23 protein-coding genes are annotated in these 19483 nt (G+C 62.1%); 13 read left to right on the top strand and 10 right to left on the bottom strand.

Annotated elements, in window-relative coordinates; translation table 11 throughout:
- Window positions 1–107: 107 nt before the first annotated feature.
- Entirely contained in the window at window positions 108–1919 is a 1812-nt protein-coding gene (ade, locus tag FJ443_RS26305) for an adenine deaminase (RefSeq protein WP_140493720.1), read from the top strand.
- 21 nt (window positions 1920–1940) lie between these two features.
- Here ade and FJ443_RS26300 read toward each other — a convergent pair whose 3' ends face one another.
- Complete coding sequence (locus tag FJ443_RS26300; RefSeq protein ID WP_140666320.1) at window positions 1941–3101, bottom strand: alpha/beta hydrolase; 1161 nt, start codon at window positions 3099–3101, stop codon at window positions 1941–1943.
- A 143-nt stretch (window positions 3102–3244) separates the two neighbouring features.
- Window positions 3245–4318 (bottom strand): alpha/beta hydrolase, encoded by a 1074-nt coding sequence (locus FJ443_RS26295; protein ID WP_140637954.1) that lies wholly within the window; start codon window positions 4316–4318, stop codon window positions 3245–3247.
- A gap of 407 nt (window positions 4319–4725) precedes the next feature.
- Here FJ443_RS26295 and ilvA point away from each other — a divergent pair, with 407 nt between their 5' ends.
- A complete protein-coding gene (gene ilvA / locus FJ443_RS26290; RefSeq protein WP_140666318.1) occupies window positions 4726–5982 on the top strand; it encodes a threonine ammonia-lyase IlvA in 1257 nt (418 codons plus the stop codon).
- Complete coding sequence (locus tag FJ443_RS26285) at window positions 5979–6533, top strand: DUF1697 domain-containing protein (protein ID WP_140522097.1); 555 nt, start codon at window positions 5979–5981, stop codon at window positions 6531–6533. Before ilvA ends, FJ443_RS26285 begins: the two co-directional genes overlap by 4 nt.
- A gap of 31 nt (window positions 6534–6564) precedes the next feature.
- Here FJ443_RS26285 and FJ443_RS26280 read toward each other — a convergent pair whose 3' ends face one another.
- Complete coding sequence (locus FJ443_RS26280; protein ID WP_140522099.1) at window positions 6565–6858, bottom strand: DUF2218 domain-containing protein; 294 nt, start codon at window positions 6856–6858, stop codon at window positions 6565–6567.
- Window positions 6859–6987: 129 nt separating this feature from the next.
- Window positions 6988–7428: a lactoylglutathione lyase gene (gloA, locus tag FJ443_RS26275; protein WP_140522101.1), complete on the bottom strand. Its 441-nt coding sequence runs from the start codon at window positions 7426–7428 to the stop codon at window positions 6988–6990.
- A 268-nt stretch (window positions 7429–7696) separates the two neighbouring features.
- On the opposite strand from gloA, the gene FJ443_RS26270 reads away from it, so the two are divergent.
- The 3 genes from FJ443_RS26270 to FJ443_RS26260 are packed head-to-tail and all read left to right on the top strand — an operon-like array spanning window position 7697 to window position 9616.
- The gene (locus tag FJ443_RS26270; RefSeq protein ID WP_181165163.1) at window positions 7697–8242 is read left to right on the top strand and encodes a cold-shock protein; all 546 of its coding nucleotides are present in this window, start codon (window positions 7697–7699) and stop codon (window positions 8240–8242) included.
- Between the two features lie 22 nt (window positions 8243–8264).
- On the top strand, window positions 8265–8828 hold the full coding sequence (locus FJ443_RS26265; RefSeq protein ID WP_140522103.1) for a DUF192 domain-containing protein: 564 nt from the start codon (window positions 8265–8267) through the stop codon (window positions 8826–8828).
- Window positions 8829–8848: 20 nt separating this feature from the next.
- Window positions 8849–9616, top strand: a complete 768-nt coding sequence (locus tag FJ443_RS26260; protein WP_140558495.1) for an alpha/beta hydrolase — start codon at window positions 8849–8851, stop codon at window positions 9614–9616.
- 43 nt (window positions 9617–9659) lie between these two features.
- On the opposite strand, the gene FJ443_RS26255 is transcribed toward FJ443_RS26260, so the two are convergent.
- A complete protein-coding gene (locus tag FJ443_RS26255) occupies window positions 9660–10265 on the bottom strand; it encodes a hypothetical protein (RefSeq protein ID WP_140522107.1) in 606 nt (201 codons plus the stop codon).
- A 124-nt stretch (window positions 10266–10389) separates the two neighbouring features.
- On the opposite strand from FJ443_RS26255, the gene cysE reads away from it, so the two are divergent.
- Together cysE and FJ443_RS26245 are read left to right on the top strand one after the other, a co-directional pair.
- Entirely contained in the window at window positions 10390–11238 is an 849-nt protein-coding gene (cysE, locus tag FJ443_RS26250) for a serine O-acetyltransferase (RefSeq protein WP_140522109.1), read from the top strand.
- 148 nt (window positions 11239–11386) lie between these two features.
- Entirely contained in the window at window positions 11387–11590 is a 204-nt protein-coding gene (locus tag FJ443_RS26245) for a DUF3126 family protein (protein ID WP_019857879.1), read from the top strand.
- Window positions 11591–11640: 50 nt separating this feature from the next.
- Here the strand turns inward: FJ443_RS26245 and FJ443_RS26240 are convergent, their stop codons facing one another.
- A complete protein-coding gene (locus FJ443_RS26240; protein ID WP_140522111.1) occupies window positions 11641–12372 on the bottom strand; it encodes a hypothetical protein in 732 nt (243 codons plus the stop codon).
- A gap of 102 nt (window positions 12373–12474) precedes the next feature.
- On the opposite strand from FJ443_RS26240, the gene FJ443_RS26235 reads away from it, so the two are divergent.
- Both FJ443_RS26235 and FJ443_RS26230 read left to right on the top strand, forming a co-directional pair.
- Complete coding sequence (locus tag FJ443_RS26235) at window positions 12475–12795, top strand: hypothetical protein (protein WP_140522113.1); 321 nt, start codon at window positions 12475–12477, stop codon at window positions 12793–12795.
- A 42-nt stretch (window positions 12796–12837) separates the two neighbouring features.
- Window positions 12838–13365, top strand: coding sequence for a gamma carbonic anhydrase family protein (locus FJ443_RS26230; RefSeq protein ID WP_140517648.1), 528 nt, complete (start codon window positions 12838–12840; stop codon window positions 13363–13365).
- Between the two features lie 185 nt (window positions 13366–13550).
- Here the strand turns inward: FJ443_RS26230 and FJ443_RS26225 are convergent, their stop codons facing one another.
- From FJ443_RS26225 to FJ443_RS26215, 3 genes are all read right to left on the bottom strand, one after another.
- Window positions 13551–14159 (bottom strand): transglutaminase-like cysteine peptidase, encoded by a 609-nt coding sequence (locus FJ443_RS26225; protein ID WP_140517647.1) that lies wholly within the window; start codon window positions 14157–14159, stop codon window positions 13551–13553.
- A gap of 193 nt (window positions 14160–14352) precedes the next feature.
- Window positions 14353–14970 carry a PilZ domain-containing protein gene (locus tag FJ443_RS26220; RefSeq protein ID WP_140493689.1) on the bottom strand — a complete coding sequence of 206 codons (618 nt, stop codon included), beginning with the start codon at window positions 14968–14970 and terminating at the stop codon, window positions 14353–14355.
- A 119-nt stretch (window positions 14971–15089) separates the two neighbouring features.
- Window positions 15090–15722: a PAS domain-containing protein gene (locus FJ443_RS26215; protein WP_140493687.1), complete on the bottom strand. Its 633-nt coding sequence runs from the start codon at window positions 15720–15722 to the stop codon at window positions 15090–15092.
- Window positions 15723–16123: 401 nt separating this feature from the next.
- Between FJ443_RS26215 and FJ443_RS26210 the strand changes: the two genes are divergently transcribed.
- Both FJ443_RS26210 and FJ443_RS26205 read left to right on the top strand, forming a co-directional pair.
- Window positions 16124–16882, top strand: coding sequence for a rhomboid family intramembrane serine protease (locus FJ443_RS26210; protein WP_140522115.1), 759 nt, complete (start codon window positions 16124–16126; stop codon window positions 16880–16882).
- Window positions 16883–16969: 87 nt separating this feature from the next.
- Entirely contained in the window at window positions 16970–17401 is a 432-nt protein-coding gene (locus FJ443_RS26205) for a CBS domain-containing protein (protein WP_140493682.1), read from the top strand.
- A gap of 44 nt (window positions 17402–17445) precedes the next feature.
- On the opposite strand, the gene FJ443_RS26200 is transcribed toward FJ443_RS26205, so the two are convergent.
- Entirely contained in the window at window positions 17446–17703 is a 258-nt protein-coding gene (locus FJ443_RS26200) for a YjhX family toxin (RefSeq protein ID WP_140561018.1), read from the bottom strand.
- 279 nt (window positions 17704–17982) lie between these two features.
- Here FJ443_RS26200 and gatB point away from each other — a divergent pair, with 279 nt between their 5' ends.
- Window positions 17983–19482 (top strand): Asp-tRNA(Asn)/Glu-tRNA(Gln) amidotransferase subunit GatB, encoded by a 1500-nt coding sequence (gene gatB, locus FJ443_RS26190; RefSeq protein ID WP_140493678.1) that lies wholly within the window; start codon window positions 17983–17985, stop codon window positions 19480–19482.
- The last annotated feature ends 1 nt before the right edge of the window (window position 19483 follow it).

The raw sequence follows: 19483 nt of genomic DNA, 5'->3' as shown, positions 1-19483 counted from the left end.
GTGCGGCCGATTTACGCTCTCCGTCGGTCTTGGAACAATCGGGAGAAAGTGTGAGGCTGGTCAAAACCGTGGCGGCTTGGCACAGTCGGGCAAACAGGAGTCGCTTCATGGCGAACACGCCGTCGGGCAGCAAACCCAGACCATGGACTGAAATGGCGACACATCTGGTCGATGTCGCCATGGGCAGGAAACCCGCGGATCTCGTCATCCGCAACGGGCGCTGGGTCAATGTCCACTCCGGCGAGATCGTAGCCGGCACCGACATCGCCATTGCCGGCGGCCGCTTCGCCTATTGCGGCCCGAATGCCGGCCATGCCATCGGGCAGGGCACCAAGGTGGTCGATGCCGGCGGGCGCTATCTGGTGCCCGGTCTTTGCGACGCGCACATGCATGTCGAGAGCGGCATGGTGACGGTGACCGAATTCTGCCGCGCGGTGATCCCGCACGGCACGACTTCGATGTTTATCGATCCGCACGAGATCGCCAATGTGCTCGGCCTGCCCGGCGTGCGGCTGATGCATGACGAGGCCGTCGCCATGCCGATCAACGTGCATGTCCAGATGCCGTCCTGCGTGCCCTCGGCCCCCGGGCTCGAACATGCCGGCGCCGAACTGACGGTCGCCGACGTCGCCGAGGCGATGGGCTGGGAAAATATCATCGGGCTGGGCGAGGTGATGAATTTCCCTGGCGTAGCCGCCAACGATCCTGTGATGTCGGGCGAGATCGCCGCGACCGTGAAAGCCGGCAAGACCGTCGGCGGGCACTATGCCTCGCGCGATCTCGGCTTGCCGTTCCATGGCTATGTCGCCGGCGGCCCGGAGGACGACCATGAGGGCACGCGCGCCGAAGATGCCATCGCCCGCGTGCGCCAGGGTATGAAGGCGATGCTTCGGCTGGGCTCGGCCTGGTACGACGTCGCCTCGCAGATCAAGGCGGTTACCGAGGGCGGCATCGATCCGCGCAATTTCATCCTGTGCACCGACGACAGCCATTCCGGCACCTTGGTTCACCAGGGGCATATGGACCGCGTGGTCCGCCACGCGATCAGCCAGGGCTTGAAACCGGTGACCGCGATCCAGATGGCGACGCTCAACACCGCTCAGCATTTCCGGCTGGAGCGCGAGATCGGATCGATCGCGCCGGGGCGGCTGGCTGACCTTTTAATCGTCTCGGATCTCGCCGAAATGACCATCGACGAGGTCTATGCGCGTGGCGTCAGGCTGGCCAAGGCCGGCAAGCTCGACATCGACATTCCGGTCTACGACTATCCCAAGGCGGCGAAGAACACCGTCAAGCTCGGCAAGAAGCTGAAGGCCCACGATTTCGACATCACGGCACCCAACGGCGCGAACGAAGTCCGGGTCCGGGTCATCGGGGTCATCGAAAATCAGGCACCGACGCGGGCGCTGGAAGCGGATCTCGCCGTCGAGGACGGGCTGGTCGCCATGGATCGCCGCAACGACGTCTGCCAGATCGCGCTGGTCGAGCGCCACAGGGGTACCGGCGGCGTCACCAATGCCTTTGTCTCCGGCTTCGGTTACATCGGCGATTGCGCGATGGCGTCGAGCGTGGCGCATGATGCCCACCACATCATCGTCGTCGGCACCAACAAGCGGGATATGGCGCTGGCGGTCAACCGACTGGGCGAGGTCGGTGGCGGCGTCGTGCTGTTTTCCAAGGGTAAGGAACTGGCACTGGTCGAAATGCCGATCGCCGGGCTGATGTCGGACGAGCGGGCCGAAATCGTCGCAGCCAAGGCCGACAAACTGACCGAGGCCATGCGCCAGATGGGCTGCTCGCTGAACAACGCCTACATGCAGCACTCGCTGCTGGCGCTGGTCGTCATTCCGGAGCTCAGGATTTCCGATGTCGGCCTGATCGACGTGACGACCTTCCAGAAGGTCGACCTCTTCGTATAAGAGCAGTTGCGGTCGCTTCGCTCATCCGCCGGTGGCGATCGTCAGCACCTTGAACGGCGTGGTGATGACGATCTCGGCAACCGAGCCGACGGCCTTGCCGAGGCCTTGGCCGAGATTGTTGAGCTGCACTGGAGGTTCGTCCGACGCCAGGCCGGCCGGGGCCCGCAGCCGGTCGCCGAGCAACTGAACCAGGATCGGATTGTCGGCGAATTTGGCGTGGTTCAGCCGGTCGCCACCCTTGGTCTGGCTGAGATCGACCACAGACACGCCATAGCTGGCCAGATCGGCCGCGTCGCCATAGTCGCCGACGCGGGGCTTGTCGCCCGAGATCAGGGAAGACAGTTTGAGCGCCCGGTCGTCCGCTGAAAGCAGGATGGCGAACGGTTTGTCCGGCTTGCCGTAGCGGATCATCTGTTTCTTGAACACGTCGACGTCGATGTCGGGCGAGGCCAGGACGACATAACCGAGCTTGCCGTCGAGATCGCGGTCGCCGGTGATGGCAAGCTGGCGCAGCGCCTCCATGGTCACCCATGTTCCCATCGAATGGGCAACGATGTCGATACTCTTGGCCCGCGTCTTGGCCAGCATCCTGAGCGTTGCCTCGAGGTCGTCACGCGCCGCGTTGGCGCTCTCCTTGTCATAGATGTAGCCCGTCGTCTTGCCGCTCGAGGCCCAGGAGAACAGCACCGGCGTGCCCGGATATTTCGTGTCGTGCGCGATCTGCGTCAGCCGGTAGATGCCGTCGTCGAAACCATTGTTGAACCCGTGCACGAAAACCAGCGCACGGTCGCCGCGCATGGCGATGTCGGCACCGACCGCCTTGGCGAATTGCGGCGCATCCGCATAGAACGCGACATCCTTGGCGGTGAAATCCTTGGCTGGATTGCTGTTGGCAGGCCCCCGGACACGCTCGATCATGCCGACCTTGTGGCTTTTCGGCACGGTGACGTCGACCCGGGCGAAGCTGGTGGTCAAGGAGCGATCGCCGTCGAACACCTGCCGCGGGTCCTTGGTCGCCTTCTGGCGGGTGGTGGCGACGAATATCTCGTGGGTGGCCGCGATGTCGGACGCGGGTACGGCAACCGTCGTCCTGTTCAGCAGATCGTGCGTGTTTCGGCCGGCGCAGCCTGCGACCAGCAGCGCGAACGCAATGACGACGAAACTCTTCGAATGCACCGTCACACGCCGGCTCCCGCAAAGGAGGACGTCAAACGCGTGACGTCGTTGGATATTCCGATAAGGCCAGAGGCCGGCGCGGTCCAGTTCAAAGTTGGTCGACACCGTCCGCAAGGCCGAGCGGGCCACGCGAACCCGCGGCGATGCATCTATTGCCCGAGCAGACTAATGCGGTCGGTCACGTCGCGATCGCTGGCAAATCCATCGTCTTCGCGCAGCCGTTGGCCGATCATCTTCACCAGCGCGGGATTGTCGGCGAATTTCGTATGGTTGAAACTGTCCGCTCCCTTGATCTTGGAGAGGTCGACGACCGTTACGCCGTAGGATGCAAGGTCGGCGGCGTCCTTGTAGTCGCCGACGCGCGGCCGCGCGCCGGCAATCAGACCGGAGAGCCGGAGCGCGCGGTCATCATCGGACAACAACAGGATGAACGGCTTGTTGGGTTTGCCATAGCGGCGCATCTGGCTCTTGAACACGTCGACATCGATGTCGGGCGATGCGAGCACGACGTCGCCGAGCTTGCCGCCGAGATCACGGTCGCCGGTGATGGCGAGCTGGCGCAGCGTCTCCATGGTCACCCAGGTTCCCATCGAATGGGCGACGATATCGATGCGCCGCGCCCCGGTCTGCGCCAGCATACGCAACGTCACCTCGAGTTGGTCGCGCGCGGCGCTGGCGCTTTCCTTGTCGTAGACATAGTCGGTGGTCTTGGCGCCGGATGCCCAGGAAAACAGCACGGGTGTGCCGGGATAGCCGGAATCGTGGACGATCTGGGTCAGGCGGTAGACGGCGTCGTCGAAGCCGGTGTTGTAGCCATGGACGAAGACCATGACGCGGTCGCCGCGCGCCGCGATGTCAGCACTCAGCGCACTGGCGAATTTCGGCTGGGTGTCGTAGCCGACGACCTCGGAGGCCATGAAGTACTTGGCCGGATCGTTCGATTTGCCGCGCGAGCGGCGTTCGATCTGCCCGGTCTGGTGGATGCCGGGCACGGTGACGTTGACGCGGGCGTAGTTCAGCGTGGCCGATCGCTCGCCGTCGAAGACCTTGTTCGGATCGTCGGATTTCTTGCGCGTGGTGGCGATGAAGATGCTGTGATTGCCGGCGATCTCGGTCACCGGCGCTGCCACGATGGCGCTGCCGAGCAGCTCTTGAGTCTGCTGTCCCGCGCAACCCGCGACAAGCAAGGCTAGGCCAATGGCAAAAATCGTCTTCAACGGCACGTCTGAAATTCCACTCCGGCCCGAAAGGCCAATCGCCTCCGCGAAGTCTCCCCGACAGCGCAAGTGCGGCGGAAGTAAGTCGTGCCCAGCCGAAAAGCGGTCGGCGTCTCGCGACCGCCGCCGCAGTGTTGCACGAAAGCCAGACTGGCATCAGGGCGGGCCCTTTCGGGGCTTGGCACCCGCATGAATTTCAAGAATTACATTAACAATCGCCTCCAACTAACGCCAAATGCGTCACTAAATGCCGACCGCTTGGGAACATGAGTGACGGGGCAATGGTTTCACGGGGTCGCCTGTGCAATAGACGGAATCGGGTTGCTCGGCGGCAAGGCTCGCGACAAACGGTCGTTCCGCGGCCAATCGATGATAGACGTTCCCAAACGACATGCGTTCAAGGTGGCTTTCCGATGACCAGCTTCTCTTCCCGTGTTGCCACCGCTGCTTCCGCGATCCGCCGGATCTTTCCGGAAACGCCGCTGCAGGAGAACGACTATCTGTCGAAGAAGACCGGCGCGCGGGTGCTTTTGAAGCGCGAGGACCTGAGCCCGGTGCGCTCCTACAAGATCCGCGGCGCCTTCAACTTCTTCCGCAAGGCACTGGGCGAGGGCAACCAGGCCGAACTGTTCGTCTGCGCTTCCGCAGGCAACCATGCGCAGGGTTTTGCATTCGTCTGCCGCCATTTCGGCAAAAAGGGCGTTGTATTCATGCCGGTGACGACGCCGCAGCAGAAGATAGACAAGACGCGGCTGTTCGGCGGCGACTTCGTCGAGATCAGGCTCGTCGGCGATTTCTTCGACGATTGCTATCGCGCCGCCATCGAATTCACCGAAAGCGCCGGCGCTCATATGGTGCCGCCCTTCGACCACAAGGACATCATTGAGGGACAGGCGACGGTCGCCTATGAGATCGCCCACCAGATGCCCGGCGCGGGCATGCCCGACATCGTCATGCTGCCGGTCGGCGGCGGAGGTCTGGCCGCAGGGGTGACGCACTACTTCGCCGATCAGGGGCGTGAGGCGCGCTTCGTCTTTTGCGAACCGGCAGGGGCGCCAAGCCTGCGCGAGAGCCTTGCGGCGGGAAAACGGCTCAAACTCGCCAAGGTCGATAATTTCGTCGACGGCGCGGCGGTCGCCGAGATCGGCCGTGAGCCCCTGCGTCACCTCAAGGACTTCGCCACCGACACGGTGCGGTTGATCCCGGAAAACCGGCTCTGCGCGACCATGATCGAGATGCTCAATGTCGAGGGCGTGGTGCTGGAGCCGGCAGGCGCGCTGGCTATCGATGCGCTGAAGGATTTTTCCAGGAAGGAAATCCGCGGCAAGACCATCGTGGCGGTGGTTTCGGGCGGCAATTTCGATTTCGAACGGCTGCCGGACGTCAAGGAACGGGCACTGCGCTTCGAGGGCCTGAAGAAATACTTCATCATCCGCTTTCCGCAGCGGCCGGGCGCGCTGCGCGACTTCCTTGAAATGCTGGGGCCGGACGACGACATCGCCCGGTTCGAATATCTGAAGAAGTCGGCACGCAATTTCGGCTCGGTTCTGATCGGCATCGAAACCAAGGATCGCCGCAATTTCGATCTGCTGAAAGCGAATTTCGAGGCCGAAGGCGTCCAGTATCAGGATATCACCGACAACGAGACATTGGCCGGGTTCATCATATGAGCGGAAACGTCTTCATCGCCCTGTTTTCAGGCATTAATGTCGGCGGCAACCGCATCGTCAGGATGGCCGAGTTGCGGGCGTTCTTGGAGGATCTCGGGTTTTGCGATGTCGCTACCTACGTGCAGAGCGGCAATGCGGTGTTCCGGGCCAAGGAAGGTGACGCCGCCACGCTGACCAAACAGATCGAAGCGGCTTTCGAGGAGAAATGGGGTTTTCATTCGCGCATCATGGTGCGCGATCTCGGCTGGGTCGAACGGCTGGTCAGGGAAAATCCCTATCCGGAGATTGCCGAGGAGCCGACAAAGCTGCACGCGTATGCGCTGGAGCGCGCGCCTACCGCCGAGGAGGCGGCACGGCTGGCCGAAAGATGTACGGGTCCGGAGCGGTTCGAGATCAAGGGCGACGTGCTTTACCTGCATGCACCCGACGGACTGGGCAAATCGGTGTTTGCCAATCTCATTCCACGCGTACTGAAGGTACCGGGCACTGCGCGCAACTGGCGCTCGGTGCTGGCGCTGCTGGAGATGGCCGGCAAGCCCGGCGGCGGCTGATTAATGCCTGCCGTAATGCGCAGACAAGAGCCTACGCCGCCTCGGCGCGTTTCCAGTCGAACGTCAGCTCCTCGCGAAACGCAAAGCGTTTGATGTGGTCGGCGACGACGCTTTCGAGGCGTTCGATAGAGCCGGGGTCGTCGCTCGATACGGTGATGTGCAGCGCAGCTCCATCGGCATCCATGATGGTGCGGCCGAGCGAAAGGTCGATGGCGCCATGATTGGGATCGAATTCCACGGGGAATTTGTGCGCCCAATGTTTGCACAATTGCTGCAGATAACGGCTTGCATGTGCGGTGGTGACATCGGCATGGCTGATCGTCATGAAGGGATCTCCGAGGGTGAAACGCACGAAACGGTGCCCGCTTTCGAGGCGGGCGCTATCGCCGCATAGATAGGCGCAAGCTCGCCCGCCGCCATAGGCCGGCTGCCGACTGCTCGAAAAGGTGATCGATCACCAGCTTCCAGTGTTCGGCATCGACGCCCACGGTTCGGCCTTTGCCTTCGCCGGACCTTTCTGCAGAAGTTCGATCGAGATTCCGTCCGGCGACTTGACGAAAGCCATGTTGCCGTCGCGCGGCGGCCGGTTGATGGTGACACCGCTGTCCATCAGCCGCTGGCAGGTGGCGTATATGTCGTCGACTTCATAGGCGAGGTGGCCGAAATTGCGGCCGCCCTTGTAGTCTTCCGGGTCCCAATTGTAGGTGAGCTCGACCAGCGGTGCTTTCTCGTCGATGCCGCTTTGCTCGTCTTCCGGCGCGGCCAGGAAGATCAGCGTATAGCGGCCCTGCTCGTTCTCGTAGCGGCGCACTTCCTTCAGGCCGAGCTTGTTGCAGTAGAAATCGAGCGAAGCATCGATGTCGGCGACGCGAACCATGGTGTGCAGATAGCGCATGTGATTTCCTCGATTTGTTGGGTTGCGGCGCAACATAGGGGTGGGCCGTCCAAAGGGCAAATCCCAGGCGGCTGCCGGCGCCGCCAAAGAACAAATCCGGTATTCGCATAATGAACCGTGAAAAAAGGCACGTCAGGTCTTGCACTCACCGGAAGCCGCAGTGTTAATCTGGTGTCAAGAATCAGTTGCGGTGTTCTTGAAAAAAGGGGGCATTCTTATGGGGGAAAAAGCCTCTTTGACGGGGCGGTCCGAAACCCTTGGCGACGCCATGAAGCGCGACGAAGGCGGCGATGCCGTCGATCTGACCGAAATATCCGGCGCCATCAAGTGGTTCGATGTAGCCAAGGGCTATGGCTTCATCCTCCCGGATGACGGCGTTTCAGGCGACATCCTCCTCCATGTGACATGCCTTAGACGGGATGGTTTCCAGACTGCTCTGGAGGGAGCGCGCGTTGTCTGCCTCGTCAAGCAGGGCGAGCGTGGATTGCAGGCTTTCCGGGTTCTCTCGATGGATGTCACCACAGCGGTCCATCCCGCGGAAATGCAGGAACAGCGCACCCATGTCTCGGTGACACCCGAAAGCGGGCTGGAACGTGCCTTGGTGAAGTGGTTCAACCGCACCAAGGGGTTTGGTTTCCTGACCCGGGGCGAGGGCACCGAGGACATCTTCGTCCATATGGAAACCTTGCGTCGCTACGGCATCACCGAGCTTCGGCCGGGGCAGGTCGTGCTTGTCCGCTTCGGGCGCGGCGACAAAGGCCTTATGGCTGCCGAAATCCACCCCGATATGGGAACCTTGCCGGTCGCGCATTAGGGCGGTTGCCGAGGATTTTCGCATGACACATAGGAACTGGCTGACGGCGGGCGCAATGTGCGTCCTGGCTGCCGTCATCGTCGCCGCGGGCGCCTATTTCTATTTGCCTGCACCGACGGCGGCCGACAGCCGGGTGATGACCCTGCCGGTGGACCCGACGCCGCTGGTCGTGGCGACGAAAGGCGGAGATCGCTCCTTTTCCATCGAAATCGCCGACACCGATGCTGAACGCGAGGCCGGCTTGATGTATCGCCAGGACATGGCGGACGATCACGGCATGTTGTTCGTCTTCGACATGCAGCAGCAGGTCAACTTCTGGATGCAGAACACGCCGATGCCGCTTGACCTGGTTTTTATCGGCCAGGATGGCAAGATCCGGGCGGTCAAGCACGGCGAGCCGCAATCCCAGGCGCTGATTTCGCCCGGCGTGCCGGTGCGCTTCGTGCTTGAGCTCAAGGCGGGCACCGCCGCCAGGAACGGTATCGATTATGGCGACCTGGTGCGCCATCCGGCCGTTGGCACCATATCAGGCCCCGAGGTGCCGCCATCGGACAATGGCGATGCGCCGAACGGCGGTGGCGGTTGAGGACGCGGGCAGTATAGCCGATGCAGTTTTTTTCCCATGACGGGTTCGATATCGCCTTCCTCGACCGCCAGCCGGAATCGGGCCGGGGCGATCCTGTGCTGATGATCCATGGCTTTGCCTCCAGCCATTACGTCAACTGGGTTTCGCCCGGCTGGTTCAAGACGCTGAACGATGACGGCTACCGCGCCATTGCGCTGGACAATCGCGGCCACGGCTCGTCATCGAAAAGCTACGAAGAGGCAGATTACACCCCGGCCCGGATGGCCTCGGACGCGGCTGCTTTGCTCGATCATCTCGGCATCGGGCGCGCCCATGTCATGGGCTATTCGATGGGCGCGAGGATAGCGGCATTCCTGGCGCTGTCGGATCCCGACAAGGTGGCGACGCTGGTCTTCGGCGGTCTCGGCATCGGCATGATCGACGGCGTCGGCGATTGGGATCCGATCGCGGCAGCCCTTCTTGCCGACGATCCGGCCAAGACCACTCATCCCCGCGGCCGTTCGTTTCGCGCCTTCGCCGACCAGACTCGCAGCGACCGCCGGGCGCTCGCGGCCTGCATCGCCACCTCCCGCGAGTTGCTGAGCGAGGATGAAATTGCCCGGATCGCCCAGCCGACGCTGATCGCCGTCGGCACCACCGATGACATTGGCGGCTCGCCCGACGAACTTGCCGCACTGATGCCCAACGCCAAGGCTTTCCACATCGAAGGCCGTGACCATATGCTGGCCGTCGGCGACAAGACCTTCAAGCGGCGTGTGCTGGAATTCTACGCCGAAAATCCGCTTTGACCCGGCGTAAGAGCCCGATAAACCGAAAGGCACAAGCCCGATATCACGCCGGTTTTTGCAGCGCTTCGAGCGACCGGGTGACATTCAGCCTGGCCTGCTGCTCGAAGCGCCGGCGGAATTCCTCGCTGTGGAAGATGTGCGGGCGTGTCAGGAAGCTGTTCAGCACCGCGCCACGTCCGGCCCGCCATATCGGCTCCTCCACCCATTGATATTCGGCGCGGATCGCGCGCTCATAGGCATCGAATGCATCCGGCGCTGCGCCGAGGATCGACAGGTCCATGTCCAGGAAAAGAGCGGCGTCACGCACCGCGGCCGTGTCTTCGAAGCCCGGCAACTGGTGTGTTGCGGTGGCAAGGATCATGGCGCAGATGCGGCCGAGGCGCTGGGCGTCGATGCGGCCCGCGAGCTTCTTTTCCGCGAGCGCTGCGCTTTGCGCCTCATTGTCCTTGGCCCGGCTGTCATAGACGGCGTCGTGGAACCAGATCGCCGCCTCGACGGCCTCGGGATCGCCGAGCAGCTTCCGGTACTCGCCGGCGAGCGCCAGCATCGCCTCGATATGGGCAAGGTTGTGGTAGTGGCGATCCCGTCCCTCATAGAGGGCGGAAAGCTCGCGTTTGAGGGCATTGTCGAGCAAGAGTTCATTTTCCATGCCGGCTTGAATTCCCGCGAACCAAATCCATTTGACAGAGCACTAAGGAAAATTGAGTTCAATCGTGCTATGATCTGGCTTATATGTGCGGCCCGATATTAGGCAAGGCGGCAGGACGACGTCGATGAACAGCATCAGCATTTCCCGACACAGCGCGTTGCAGCCGGTCGATCCGATCTGGCGCTCGATCCGGGACGAAGCGATGGACGCGGTCAATCGCGACCCGCTGCTCGCCGCCTTCCTCTATTCGACCATCCTCAACCAGGAGAGCCTGGAGGAGGCGGTCATCCACCGGCTGGCCGAGCGGTTGGCGCACCAGGACATTGGCTCCGATCTCATCCGCCAGACCTTCAAATCGATGCTGGCCGACGACAAGGATTGGCCGACCACCGTGCGTGTCGATATCCAGGCCTATTACGACCGCGATCCGGCCTGCGACCGCTTCATCATGCCGGTTCTCTACTTCAAGGGATTTCACGCCATCCAGACCCACAGGCTGGCGCATTGGCTGTGGAACCAGGGGCGCAAGGATTTCGCGCTCTATCTGCAAAGCCGTTCGTCCTCGGTCTTCCAGACCGATATCAATCCGGCGGCCCGCATCGGCAAGGGCATCTTCATCGACCACGCCACCGGTCTGGTCGTCGGCGAGACAGCGGTCGTCGAGGACGACGTGTCGATCCTGCACGGTGTCACGCTCGGCGGCACCGGCAAGGCCGGCGGAGATCGCCACCCCAAAATTCGTCGTGGCGTCTTGATCGGTGCCGGCGCCAAGATTCTCGGCAACATCGAAATCGGCCATTGCTCTAAGATCGCCGCCGGTTCGGTGGTGCTGTCGCCGGTGCCGCATAACAAGACGGTCGCAGGCGTGCCGGCTCGCGTCGTCGGCGAGACCGGCTGCGACCAGCCGTCGCGCCAGATGGACCAGCTTCTGCCGTCGCAGACGATGGACCAGGTCGTCAGCTTCGACATCTAGTTTTACTGAGGGGCGTCGCGGAGTTTCGCACTGCTCGCGCCGGCGGCTTCGATTGCCGTGCAATACGGCGAGCTTGCCTTTACATGGCCATCGTCGACGTGTCAGAAGCGCCGTTCAAACGAGCAAGCCCGACGATTGGAGAAGACTGTTGAAGCCTGACGAAATCAGAAAGCTGGACGCCTATTTCAAGCGCGTCTTCCAGAACCCCAAGCTCGAGGTCAAGGCACGGCCGCGCAAGGAGGATTCGGCCGAAGTCTATGTCGGCGACGAATTCCTCGGCATCGTCTTCAAGGACGAGGATGACGGCGACTACAATTTCTCGATGGCGATCCTCGACATCGATCTGGGCTGATCCTTGCATCCCATGGCGATGCCGGACGCAAACGCGACCGGCCTTTCCCGTCAACGTCCGGCCTTTAGGGCACGCCCGGCCTCGGCGGTGATTGCCGCGTCAAGCGCCTGCCAACCCCCCAGAAATTCCTTCGGGAAGCGATAGGTGAGGCTGAGATCCTCGCCGACATGGATGTCGCGCTCGCAAGGCGCCAGCGATTGTTCTGCTGCCGGCCCGCTCAGGCAGCGGGCCACGAATGGGTCCTTGCCGGGCCGGTTGCCGACAACGAGCACCTCGTTGAGGTAACCTGATTTCGCGTTGAAACCGTAAATCGTCGTGCCGCCCGGACCTGCCGTGCCGGGCTGCACGATCAGCGCGCTGTAGATCGGCCCAAAACGTCCGCTCATGTCGCGAGACATCATCTGCTGTTCGAAGGACAGGAAGACGATGCTTTTGGCTGGCCCCGTGTGGTTGAAATCGCCGCGGGCGGCCTCGCTGTAGCCATCCATCTGGGGATAGCGCAGATAGAGGTCGAGCCGCGAGGCGATGCCGTCGCGCCGCGCCTGTTCGAAACGGATAAAATTGGCAGGCACGGCGATGACATTGTTGCCGACCACCACCTTGCGCATCGTCGCATCATCCGTGTAGCCGGCCATGGCGATCGAATGGCCGAACCATTTGCCGCCCAGGCTGATTGCGACCGACAGCAGGGCGAGTGCTGCGAAGGCGTAGAACACCCGCTTCATCAGCGTGGAATCGACCACGGTGAATTGGGGGTCGTCGGCGATCGCTGCCTGCTTCATCTCTGTCCCCGGATTCCTGTCCCGTGACGGCACGCATCGCACGGCACGGCTCTTGCAGTCCTTCCAGCGACTGTGCGATTTCATGGTAAACGGAAGGTAAAGATGGGCCCGGTTGAGCTAACTGCGTTCGCTTTTCTTGTCGGGTTGACGGCTTGCGGGCTGGTCGGATCGGCGATGGAGTTGGTTGCCGGGCGCAAGGTCGCGTTCACCGAGCCTTATGTGTCCTCCGCGCACGTACTGCGTTCGCTCGCCGCCACGGCGTGCGCCGGGCCGTTCATGCTGGTCAACGATGCCTTGGACGCCCGCCGCGAGGGTCGCATTTCGTCGGTGGCGCTGATTTCCTGTGGCTGCACGGCGGTCGCCTGGACGCTGGCGCTCGGCATCGTTCTTGTGGCCGTTGCGTGTTGGGAGGTGTCAACCTAGGGTCGTTCGACTTCCAGGCTTGAGACGAATCGGAGACCAGAAATGCCGCTTTATGCGATCGATGGCACCGAACCGAACTTCGCGGATGCGGGCTCAAACTGGATCGCGCCCGATGCGACGCTGATCGGCGACATCAGCATCGGCCGCAATGCCGGCTTCTGGTTCGGCGTCGTCATCCGCGGCGACAATGAACCTGTCGTGATCGGCGCCGACACCAACGTGCAGGAGCACACGGTCATGCACACCGATCCCGGCTTCCCGCTGACCATTGGCGAAGGCTGCACGATCGGCCACCGCGCCATGCTGCATGGCTGCACCATCGGCGATAACAGCCTGATCGGCATGGGCGCAATCGTGCTCAACGGCGCCAGGATCGGCAAGAATTCGCTGGTCGGCGCCGGCGCGCTGGTCACCGAAGGCAAGGAATTCCCGGACAATTCGCTGATCGTCGGCTCGCCGGCCAAGGCGATCAGGGTGCTGGACGAGACGGCGATCGCGAGGCTGCGAGCCTCGGCCGCGCACTATGTCGCCAACGGCAAGCGCTTCAAGGCGGGGTTGAAGAAGGTCTAGGCCAGAAATGGCGGAGCCGGCCCGGGGACGGGGCCGGCTCCTTAGACCCGGTCGTTGGGACGGGGAGGGTGGGGACTCGACCGGGTTTCTCCTTAGGCGCATCGCCTTGATGCGTAGCGCCTGGTCTCTGGTTCACGCGTGCCGGTCCCCTAACGCTGCGCGTTGATCGCCATGGATCGACGCCTTCAGCGGACGCTGGCGACCGCGTCGGCGCGGCCGTCGTTGATCGTCACCCAGACGCCGGAATTGGTATCCGACTGTCGCTTGAGGTAGGTGTAGTCGGTGTCCGTCCAGGACAGGACCTTGGTTTCCAGATTGTCGAGGATGAATTCGCCGAGGCTGGTGCGCACGGTCAGCACCGCGTGGCCGTCACCGTTCGGCTGACGCGCGACCGTCATCAACAGGTTGCCGGCCGGAACGCCGGCGTCCATCAGCTCGCGGCGCTTTTCCAGCGCGTAGTCCTCGCAATCGCCATAGCCATTGTCGGGATAGGCCCAATATTCCTCGACGCCGTTGTTTTCCATGTCGGTGCGCGGCTTGACGCGGGTATTGACCGAATTGTTGATGCTGAGGATCGTCGCCCACAGCTTGCGGGTCAGTTCGACCGGCGCCCCCTTGGGTGTCCGCTCGCTGCATTCGCCCGGTATGCGCTGGCAGAATTCATAGTGTCCGACAGGCTGTGTGGTGCGGCCGCCGGTGTGCATATAGGCCGGTCCCGCGGCATATGCTGATCCCCAAGCGGAAAGCTGCATCGCCATTGCCATCAGCAACAGCTTGCCTCTCGTTTTCTTCATTGTTTTTGTCTCCCCGTTCGAGGGAGACATTGCCACAGGTGGATTTATTCGACGCAAAAGCGCGCAGTAGATATTGAGTAAAACGTCCCTAGAATAGGTATCAAATTTGAAACTTTTGAGTGGTCAATCGTTGTCGTGAAATACAAAAAAACCGGCCGCGAAGGCCGGTTTTGATCTTAACGCTGTTCGGCCTTCAGGCGCGCGGCGTGTTGAATTCCGAATCGAGCGTCTCAGGCCGCTGGATGACGGCGAATTCGATGGCGACGCCATCCTCGAAATGACGCACGATCTGTCCGCGCATGGTGCCGAGCATGACCTGGACGCCGATCGCCGGCTTGACGTCGATCTCGATCGCGGCGCCGGAGAGCGACAGGTCGATGATGCGGCACTGGTACTGACGGCCGTCGGTGAGCTGCAGGATGCTGGTCGGGTTGCGGGGGGCGACGCGCTCGTGGCGGCGGTCTTCCGGCAGATCGAGCTCGTGCTTGTTGGCGAGCCACGTCAATTGCGCGGCGAGCTTGTCCTTCTTGCGGTCCGACGCAATCACCGTCATTGCGAAACCGTCCTGCAAGGTGCGGGTGACGACGCCTTCTATGCGGCCGATATGGTCGACATAGGCGATGACCTTTTCACCGGGCATGCCGATGCGGTCCGTGCGAAACGCGACGTTACCCGGCGACATATCGACGACCTGGCAAGGATGTTCGGTGCGGTCTTCCAGCATGAAGCGCCCGTATATCTTGACCCGGACGCGCTGAAAGTTACGTCTCTCAGCTTGGGACGGCGCGTAGTCGACCGCCGCTGACCTCATGACTGCCTACACCCCGTTTGGCATCCCCGCGCGCCGATGCCAGGGACTTCATCCCAGAACTACAGCAAAGCGGGTTAACAAAGGGGAAAAACGGGCAGGCGGGGCTGTAGGATCGTCAACTATTCCTCGCGCCCGCCATCGAAGACGACGAGGTGGCGGATGCGGCGCGCTCGGCCGAGCGCGGAGATGGTTTCGGGCGCCTCCAGTTCGGCGGGAACAAGCGAGGGGACATCGATCGCCGGCCGGCTCGCCAGCAACTCTTTTTCGGGATCGATGACACGGATCGAATCGATCAACGCGTCCGTGAGCGGGTCGGCGCCCAGCCAGAACGGCTTCTCCACAGCGCTGATCACGCCAAGGCAACGCGGGTTTTCGACGCCGCCATCCAGCGGCAAGGCAAGCAGTTCGAACTTGTTGGAACGGCCGTTGCGGCTGAAGCCCTCGAACATGATCAGCACGACGGATTTCTGGTCGAACACGCCATGGATCAGCTTCGAGACCAGCCGCTGGTCCTTCTCGCGCCACAGCGAGGGAAAGGAGAACCCCTTGAGTTCGCGGCCATAGGAGGCGCAGAGCCTTGTGCCGGCCAGCCGGAACACCGCTTGCCCACGCGTGTCCCTTTCCAGGATGAAGGTGTCGGCCAGCAGCGACTTGATATCGGCCGGCTCCACTTCCGAGCGCTTCGGGGCTGGGCGTCCATCACGCAAGCGGTTCCAATACTGGAACAGCGTGATCGATCCGTTCTGGTTCATGCTAAGCAGCTCCGCGCATTCTGTCGTCTGATGTCCCATCGGTGAACAGAAGGGCGCCCTCCGATGACCTACATGCGTTGCGGAGCAGGAAGCGTGCCAGCGTCGTTAACACTTGTTCACGGGTCGGGGCCGTTAAGGTTAACAAGTGGTTTACGTTGCGCCCGGTCGAGCCGCGTGGCACACAAAAACCACTCCAGAAGCGGTCGTTTCGCGACGATCGGCAGCACTTCAGTCAAGAGTTCGGGGGAACAGGGGACTCGACAGCCGTTCAAGGGAAACCTTGGACGGCTTTCTTTTGATTCGGCACTTTTGATTCGCGCTCGGCGATTCGCCCTTTGTGGTCCGGCGGGCAGTGGTCTAGATGCTCGCAACAACGAATCCTGGACCGAGTGCTAGTGCGCATGAGTGAACCTGTAAGCCCACCGGAAATAGAACAGGCGGATCGCGAGCCCGAGCCGCGTCGCGAGCCGATCTTCAACCTGCCGCCGATCGTGCTGGCGGTGATCGCCATTTGCGTGGCCATCTACCTGTTGCAGCAATACGTGCTGAGTGATGCTCAGCAAATGACACTGCTTTACGATGGGGCCTTCATCCCTGTCCTCTACACCGGCCAATACGGCTTCGACTGGTTCCTGTTCACGCGGCCCTTCACCTATGCCTTCATGCATGGTGGATTTGCGCATATCGCCATCAATATGGTCTGGCTCGCTGCCTTTGGCTCGCCGTTGGCCAATCGGCTCGGAGCGTTCTGGTTCGCGTTGTTCTTCGCCGCGACGGGACTGGCTTCAGTGGCGCTTTTCTGGGCCATGCATCCATATGGCGAAGCGCCGCTGGTCGGGGCTTCCGGTGCGATATCGGGCATGATGGGAGCGGCGGCACGCTTTGGCTTCCGTACGGATCGTTCGGCGGGCAAAGCCGCTTTCGCCGGCCCCGTGCTGCCGATCGCAATGGTGCTGCGCTCGCGTGGCGTGATGATCTTCCTTGCCGTTTGGATGATGATCAATCTTGTCACCGGCCTTGTCGGCTTCGCCCCCGGCGTCGACAGCCAGATCGCCTGGGAGGCTCATATTGGCGGCTTTGTCGCCGGCTTCTTCGGCTTGCGCTGGTTCGACAGGCGTTGGCAGCCGCTCGATTGGGAGACGACCGACCACCGCACTTGAAATGCAACCGATCGCGGCGCACGATGTTCACTCTTACGTGAAAGCCGGTCAGGGCAGGAACCGGTTGGCAAAGTAGAGGAGGACGCCATGACGGTTAAGGCCATTCTCGAGCAAAAAGGCCACGACGTGTTGACGCTCGGGCCGAACGAAAAACTGAGCGAAGCCATCCGCATCCTTGCCGAACACAGGATCGGGGCGTTGGTCATCACCAATGGAGACCGCAAGATCGTCGGCATCCTGTCCGAGCGCGACATCGTGCGCGTCGTCGCCAGGGAAGGCGCTGCCGCGCTCGACATAGCCGTTCGTTCCGCGATGACGCCGAAAGTGAAGATCTGCAACGAGAATCACACCGTCAACGAGGTGATGGAGATCATGACCCGGGGCCGCTTCCGCCATCTTCCGGTGGAAAAGGACGGCATGCTCGACGGCATCGTTTCGATCGGCGACGTGGTCAAGCGTCGTATCGAGGATGTCGAGCGCGAGGCTGAGGAAATCCGCGCCTATATTGCTACCGCCTGAGCGGCAAGCAACCGCCGGCCGCGCAAACGGCCGGCGGGCGATAGTTACCTGTTGTCGAGTTCGGAGCGGACGAGTTGGAGCCCGCGCCGCGTGATGCGGTAGGGGCCGCCGCCCGACGACGAAACCGCCTTCTTGCGCTTCAGCTTCCGAAACAGGTCGAGATCGACGTCGGGGTAGTGCCAGCCGTCGCGGGTCAGGCATTTGACGGAGGCGATCCGTTTCTTCTCACTTTTTTCGATCTCAATGCGTCCGCCCTGCGCGAGCAGGTGCAGAACGCGTTGTTCAATACGCGAAATATCCATGGGAGAGTTTCCGGGAAAACAACAAAAGCCGCCGCCGCGAAGCTTCGCGGCGCGGGGTTTCAGGTTTTCTGCCCTGCCTCGCTATGAGGTCAGGGCCTTACCGGGACTGAGCGTAAGTGGACATCCACTCTCCATTGGGATGGATGGCCTATAGGCGAAAGCGGCGGAAAAGGCCAGCGGGCGGCTTTACGCTTGTCTCGGGAGGCGGTTTGCACTAGCGAAGTTGCAAATCAGGATGTGCAAAACGCACGTTTCCATCGTTCTACTACGCAGGCCACCATGAGCATCATCGATACCCGCACGCCCGACGCGAAACGCCTGATCCCCGGCGCCACCGGCGACTGGGAAATCATCATCGGGCTCGAGGTCCATGCGCAGGTGACATCGGAAGCAAAACTGTTTTCCGGCGCTTCGACGTCGTTCGGTGCCGCCCCCAACGCCAATGTCAGCCTGGTCGATGCCGCAATGCCCGGCATGCTGCCCGTCATCAACGAGGAATGCGTCAAGCAGGCGATCCGGACCGGCCTCGGGCTAAAGGCGCAGATCAACCACAAGTCCGTCTTCGACCGGAAGAACTACTTCTACCCGGACCTGCCGCAGGGCTACCAGATTTCGCAGTTCAAGCAGCCGATCGTCGGCGAGGGCACGGTGATCGTCTCCGTAGGGCCCGACCGCCAGGGCGAGTTCGAGGACATCGAGGTCGGCATCGAGCGCCTGCATCTGGAGCAGGATGCCGGCAAATCGATGCACGACCAGCATCCGACCATGTCCTATGTCGATCTCAACCGCTCCGGCGTGGCGCTGATGGAAATCGTGTCGAAACCGGACATGCGTTCGGCCGACGAAGCCAAGGCCTATGTTACCAAGCTGCGCACCATCGTTCGCTATCTCGGCACCTGCGACGGCAACATGGACGAAGGCTCCATGCGCGCCGACGTCAATGTTTCGGTGCGCCGGCCGGGCGGCGAATTCGGCACGCGCTGCGAGATCAAGAACGTCAATTCGATCCGCTTCATCGGCCAGGCGATCGATTTCGAGGCGCGCCGGCAGATCGCTATCATCGAGGATGGCGGCACGATCGACCAGGAGACGCGGCTGTTCGACGCCGTTAAGGGCGAAACCCGTTCGATGCGCACCAAGGAAGAGGCGCACGACTACCGCTATTTTCCAGATCCCGACCTGTTGCCGCTGGAATTCGACCAGGCCTATGTCGAAGCGCTGGCTAAGGAACTGCCGGAACTGCCCGACGACAAGAAGGCGCGATTGATCTCCTCGCTCGGCCTCTCGACTTACGATGCCTCGATCCTGGTGTCGGAAAAGCCGATCGCCGACTATTTCGAGAAGGTGGCCGCCGGCCGCGACGGCAAGCTCGCCGCCAACTGGGTTATCAACGACCTGCTTGGGCAATTGAACAAAGCTGGAAAGGACATTGAAAATGCTCCGGTTTCGCCGGATCAGCTCGGTGCCATCATCGATCTGATCAAGGACGGCACCATCTCCGGCAAGATCGCCAAGGACCTGTTCGAGATCGTCTGGAACGAGGGCGGCGACCCGCGCCAACTGGTCGAGAGCCGCGGCATGAAACAGGTTACCGACACCGGCGCTATCGAAAAGGCGGTGGACGAGGTGATCGCGGCCAACCCGGACAAGGTCGAGCAGGCGCGCGCCAAGCCGACCATGGCCGGCTGGTTCGTCGGCCAGGTGATGAAGGCGACCGGCGGCAAGGCCAACCCACAGGCCGTCAATGACCTGGTCAAGGCCAAGCTGGGCATCGAGTAGG

This window comes from Mesorhizobium sp. B2-6-1 (genome assembly GCF_006440475.1).
In the GTDB taxonomy this organism is placed as follows: Bacteria; Pseudomonadota; Alphaproteobacteria; order Rhizobiales; family Rhizobiaceae; genus Mesorhizobium.
The sequence above is the reverse complement of the archived record's forward strand: the minus strand, read 5'-3'. Positions and strand labels throughout refer to the sequence as shown.

What these genes read in the sequence shown, in the direction of transcription:
- FJ443_RS26260 (WP_140558495.1), top strand. Translation starts at nt 8,849, where the DNA reads ATGCAGTTTTTTTCCCATGACGGGTTCGATATCGCCTTCCTCGACCGC.
- gatB (WP_140493678.1), top strand. Translation starts at nt 17,983, where the DNA reads ATGAGCATCATCGATACCCGCACGCCCGACGCGAAACGCCTGATCCCC.
- ade (WP_140493720.1), top strand. Translation starts at nt 108, where the DNA reads ATGGCGAACACGCCGTCGGGCAGCAAACCCAGACCATGGACTGAAATG.
- FJ443_RS26210 (WP_140522115.1), top strand. Translation starts at nt 16,124, where the DNA reads ATGAGTGAACCTGTAAGCCCACCGGAAATAGAACAGGCGGATCGCGAG.
- FJ443_RS26280 (WP_140522099.1), bottom strand. Translation starts at nt 6,858, where the DNA reads ATGACGATCAGCCATGCCGATGTCACCACCGCACATGCAAGCCGTTAT.
- FJ443_RS26240 (WP_140522111.1), bottom strand. Translation starts at nt 12,372, where the DNA reads ATGAAGCAGGCAGCGATCGCCGACGACCCCCAATTCACCGTGGTCGAT.
- FJ443_RS26220 (WP_140493689.1), bottom strand. Translation starts at nt 14,970, where the DNA reads ATGAGGTCAGCGGCGGTCGACTACGCGCCGTCCCAAGCTGAGAGACGT.
- FJ443_RS26235 (WP_140522113.1), top strand. Translation starts at nt 12,475, where the DNA reads ATGGGCCCGGTTGAGCTAACTGCGTTCGCTTTTCTTGTCGGGTTGACG.
- FJ443_RS26225 (WP_140517647.1), bottom strand. Translation starts at nt 14,159, where the DNA reads ATGAAGAAAACGAGAGGCAAGCTGTTGCTGATGGCAATGGCGATGCAG.
- ilvA (WP_140666318.1), top strand. Translation starts at nt 4,726, where the DNA reads ATGACCAGCTTCTCTTCCCGTGTTGCCACCGCTGCTTCCGCGATCCGC.
- FJ443_RS26255 (WP_140522107.1), bottom strand. Translation starts at nt 10,265, where the DNA reads ATGGAAAATGAACTCTTGCTCGACAATGCCCTCAAACGCGAGCTTTCC.
- FJ443_RS26285 (WP_140522097.1), top strand. Translation starts at nt 5,979, where the DNA reads ATGAGCGGAAACGTCTTCATCGCCCTGTTTTCAGGCATTAATGTCGGC.
- FJ443_RS26200 (WP_140561018.1), bottom strand. Translation starts at nt 17,703, where the DNA reads ATGGATATTTCGCGTATTGAACAACGCGTTCTGCACCTGCTCGCGCAG.
- cysE (WP_140522109.1), top strand. Translation starts at nt 10,390, where the DNA reads ATGAACAGCATCAGCATTTCCCGACACAGCGCGTTGCAGCCGGTCGAT.
- gloA (WP_140522101.1), bottom strand. Translation starts at nt 7,428, where the DNA reads ATGCGCTATCTGCACACCATGGTTCGCGTCGCCGACATCGATGCTTCG.
- FJ443_RS26265 (WP_140522103.1), top strand. Translation starts at nt 8,265, where the DNA reads ATGACACATAGGAACTGGCTGACGGCGGGCGCAATGTGCGTCCTGGCT.
- FJ443_RS26230 (WP_140517648.1), top strand. Translation starts at nt 12,838, where the DNA reads ATGCCGCTTTATGCGATCGATGGCACCGAACCGAACTTCGCGGATGCG.
- FJ443_RS26270 (WP_181165163.1), top strand. Translation starts at nt 7,697, where the DNA reads ATGAAGCGCGACGAAGGCGGCGATGCCGTCGATCTGACCGAAATATCC.
- FJ443_RS26205 (WP_140493682.1), top strand. Translation starts at nt 16,970, where the DNA reads ATGACGGTTAAGGCCATTCTCGAGCAAAAAGGCCACGACGTGTTGACG.
- FJ443_RS26215 (WP_140493687.1), bottom strand. Translation starts at nt 15,722, where the DNA reads ATGAACCAGAACGGATCGATCACGCTGTTCCAGTATTGGAACCGCTTG.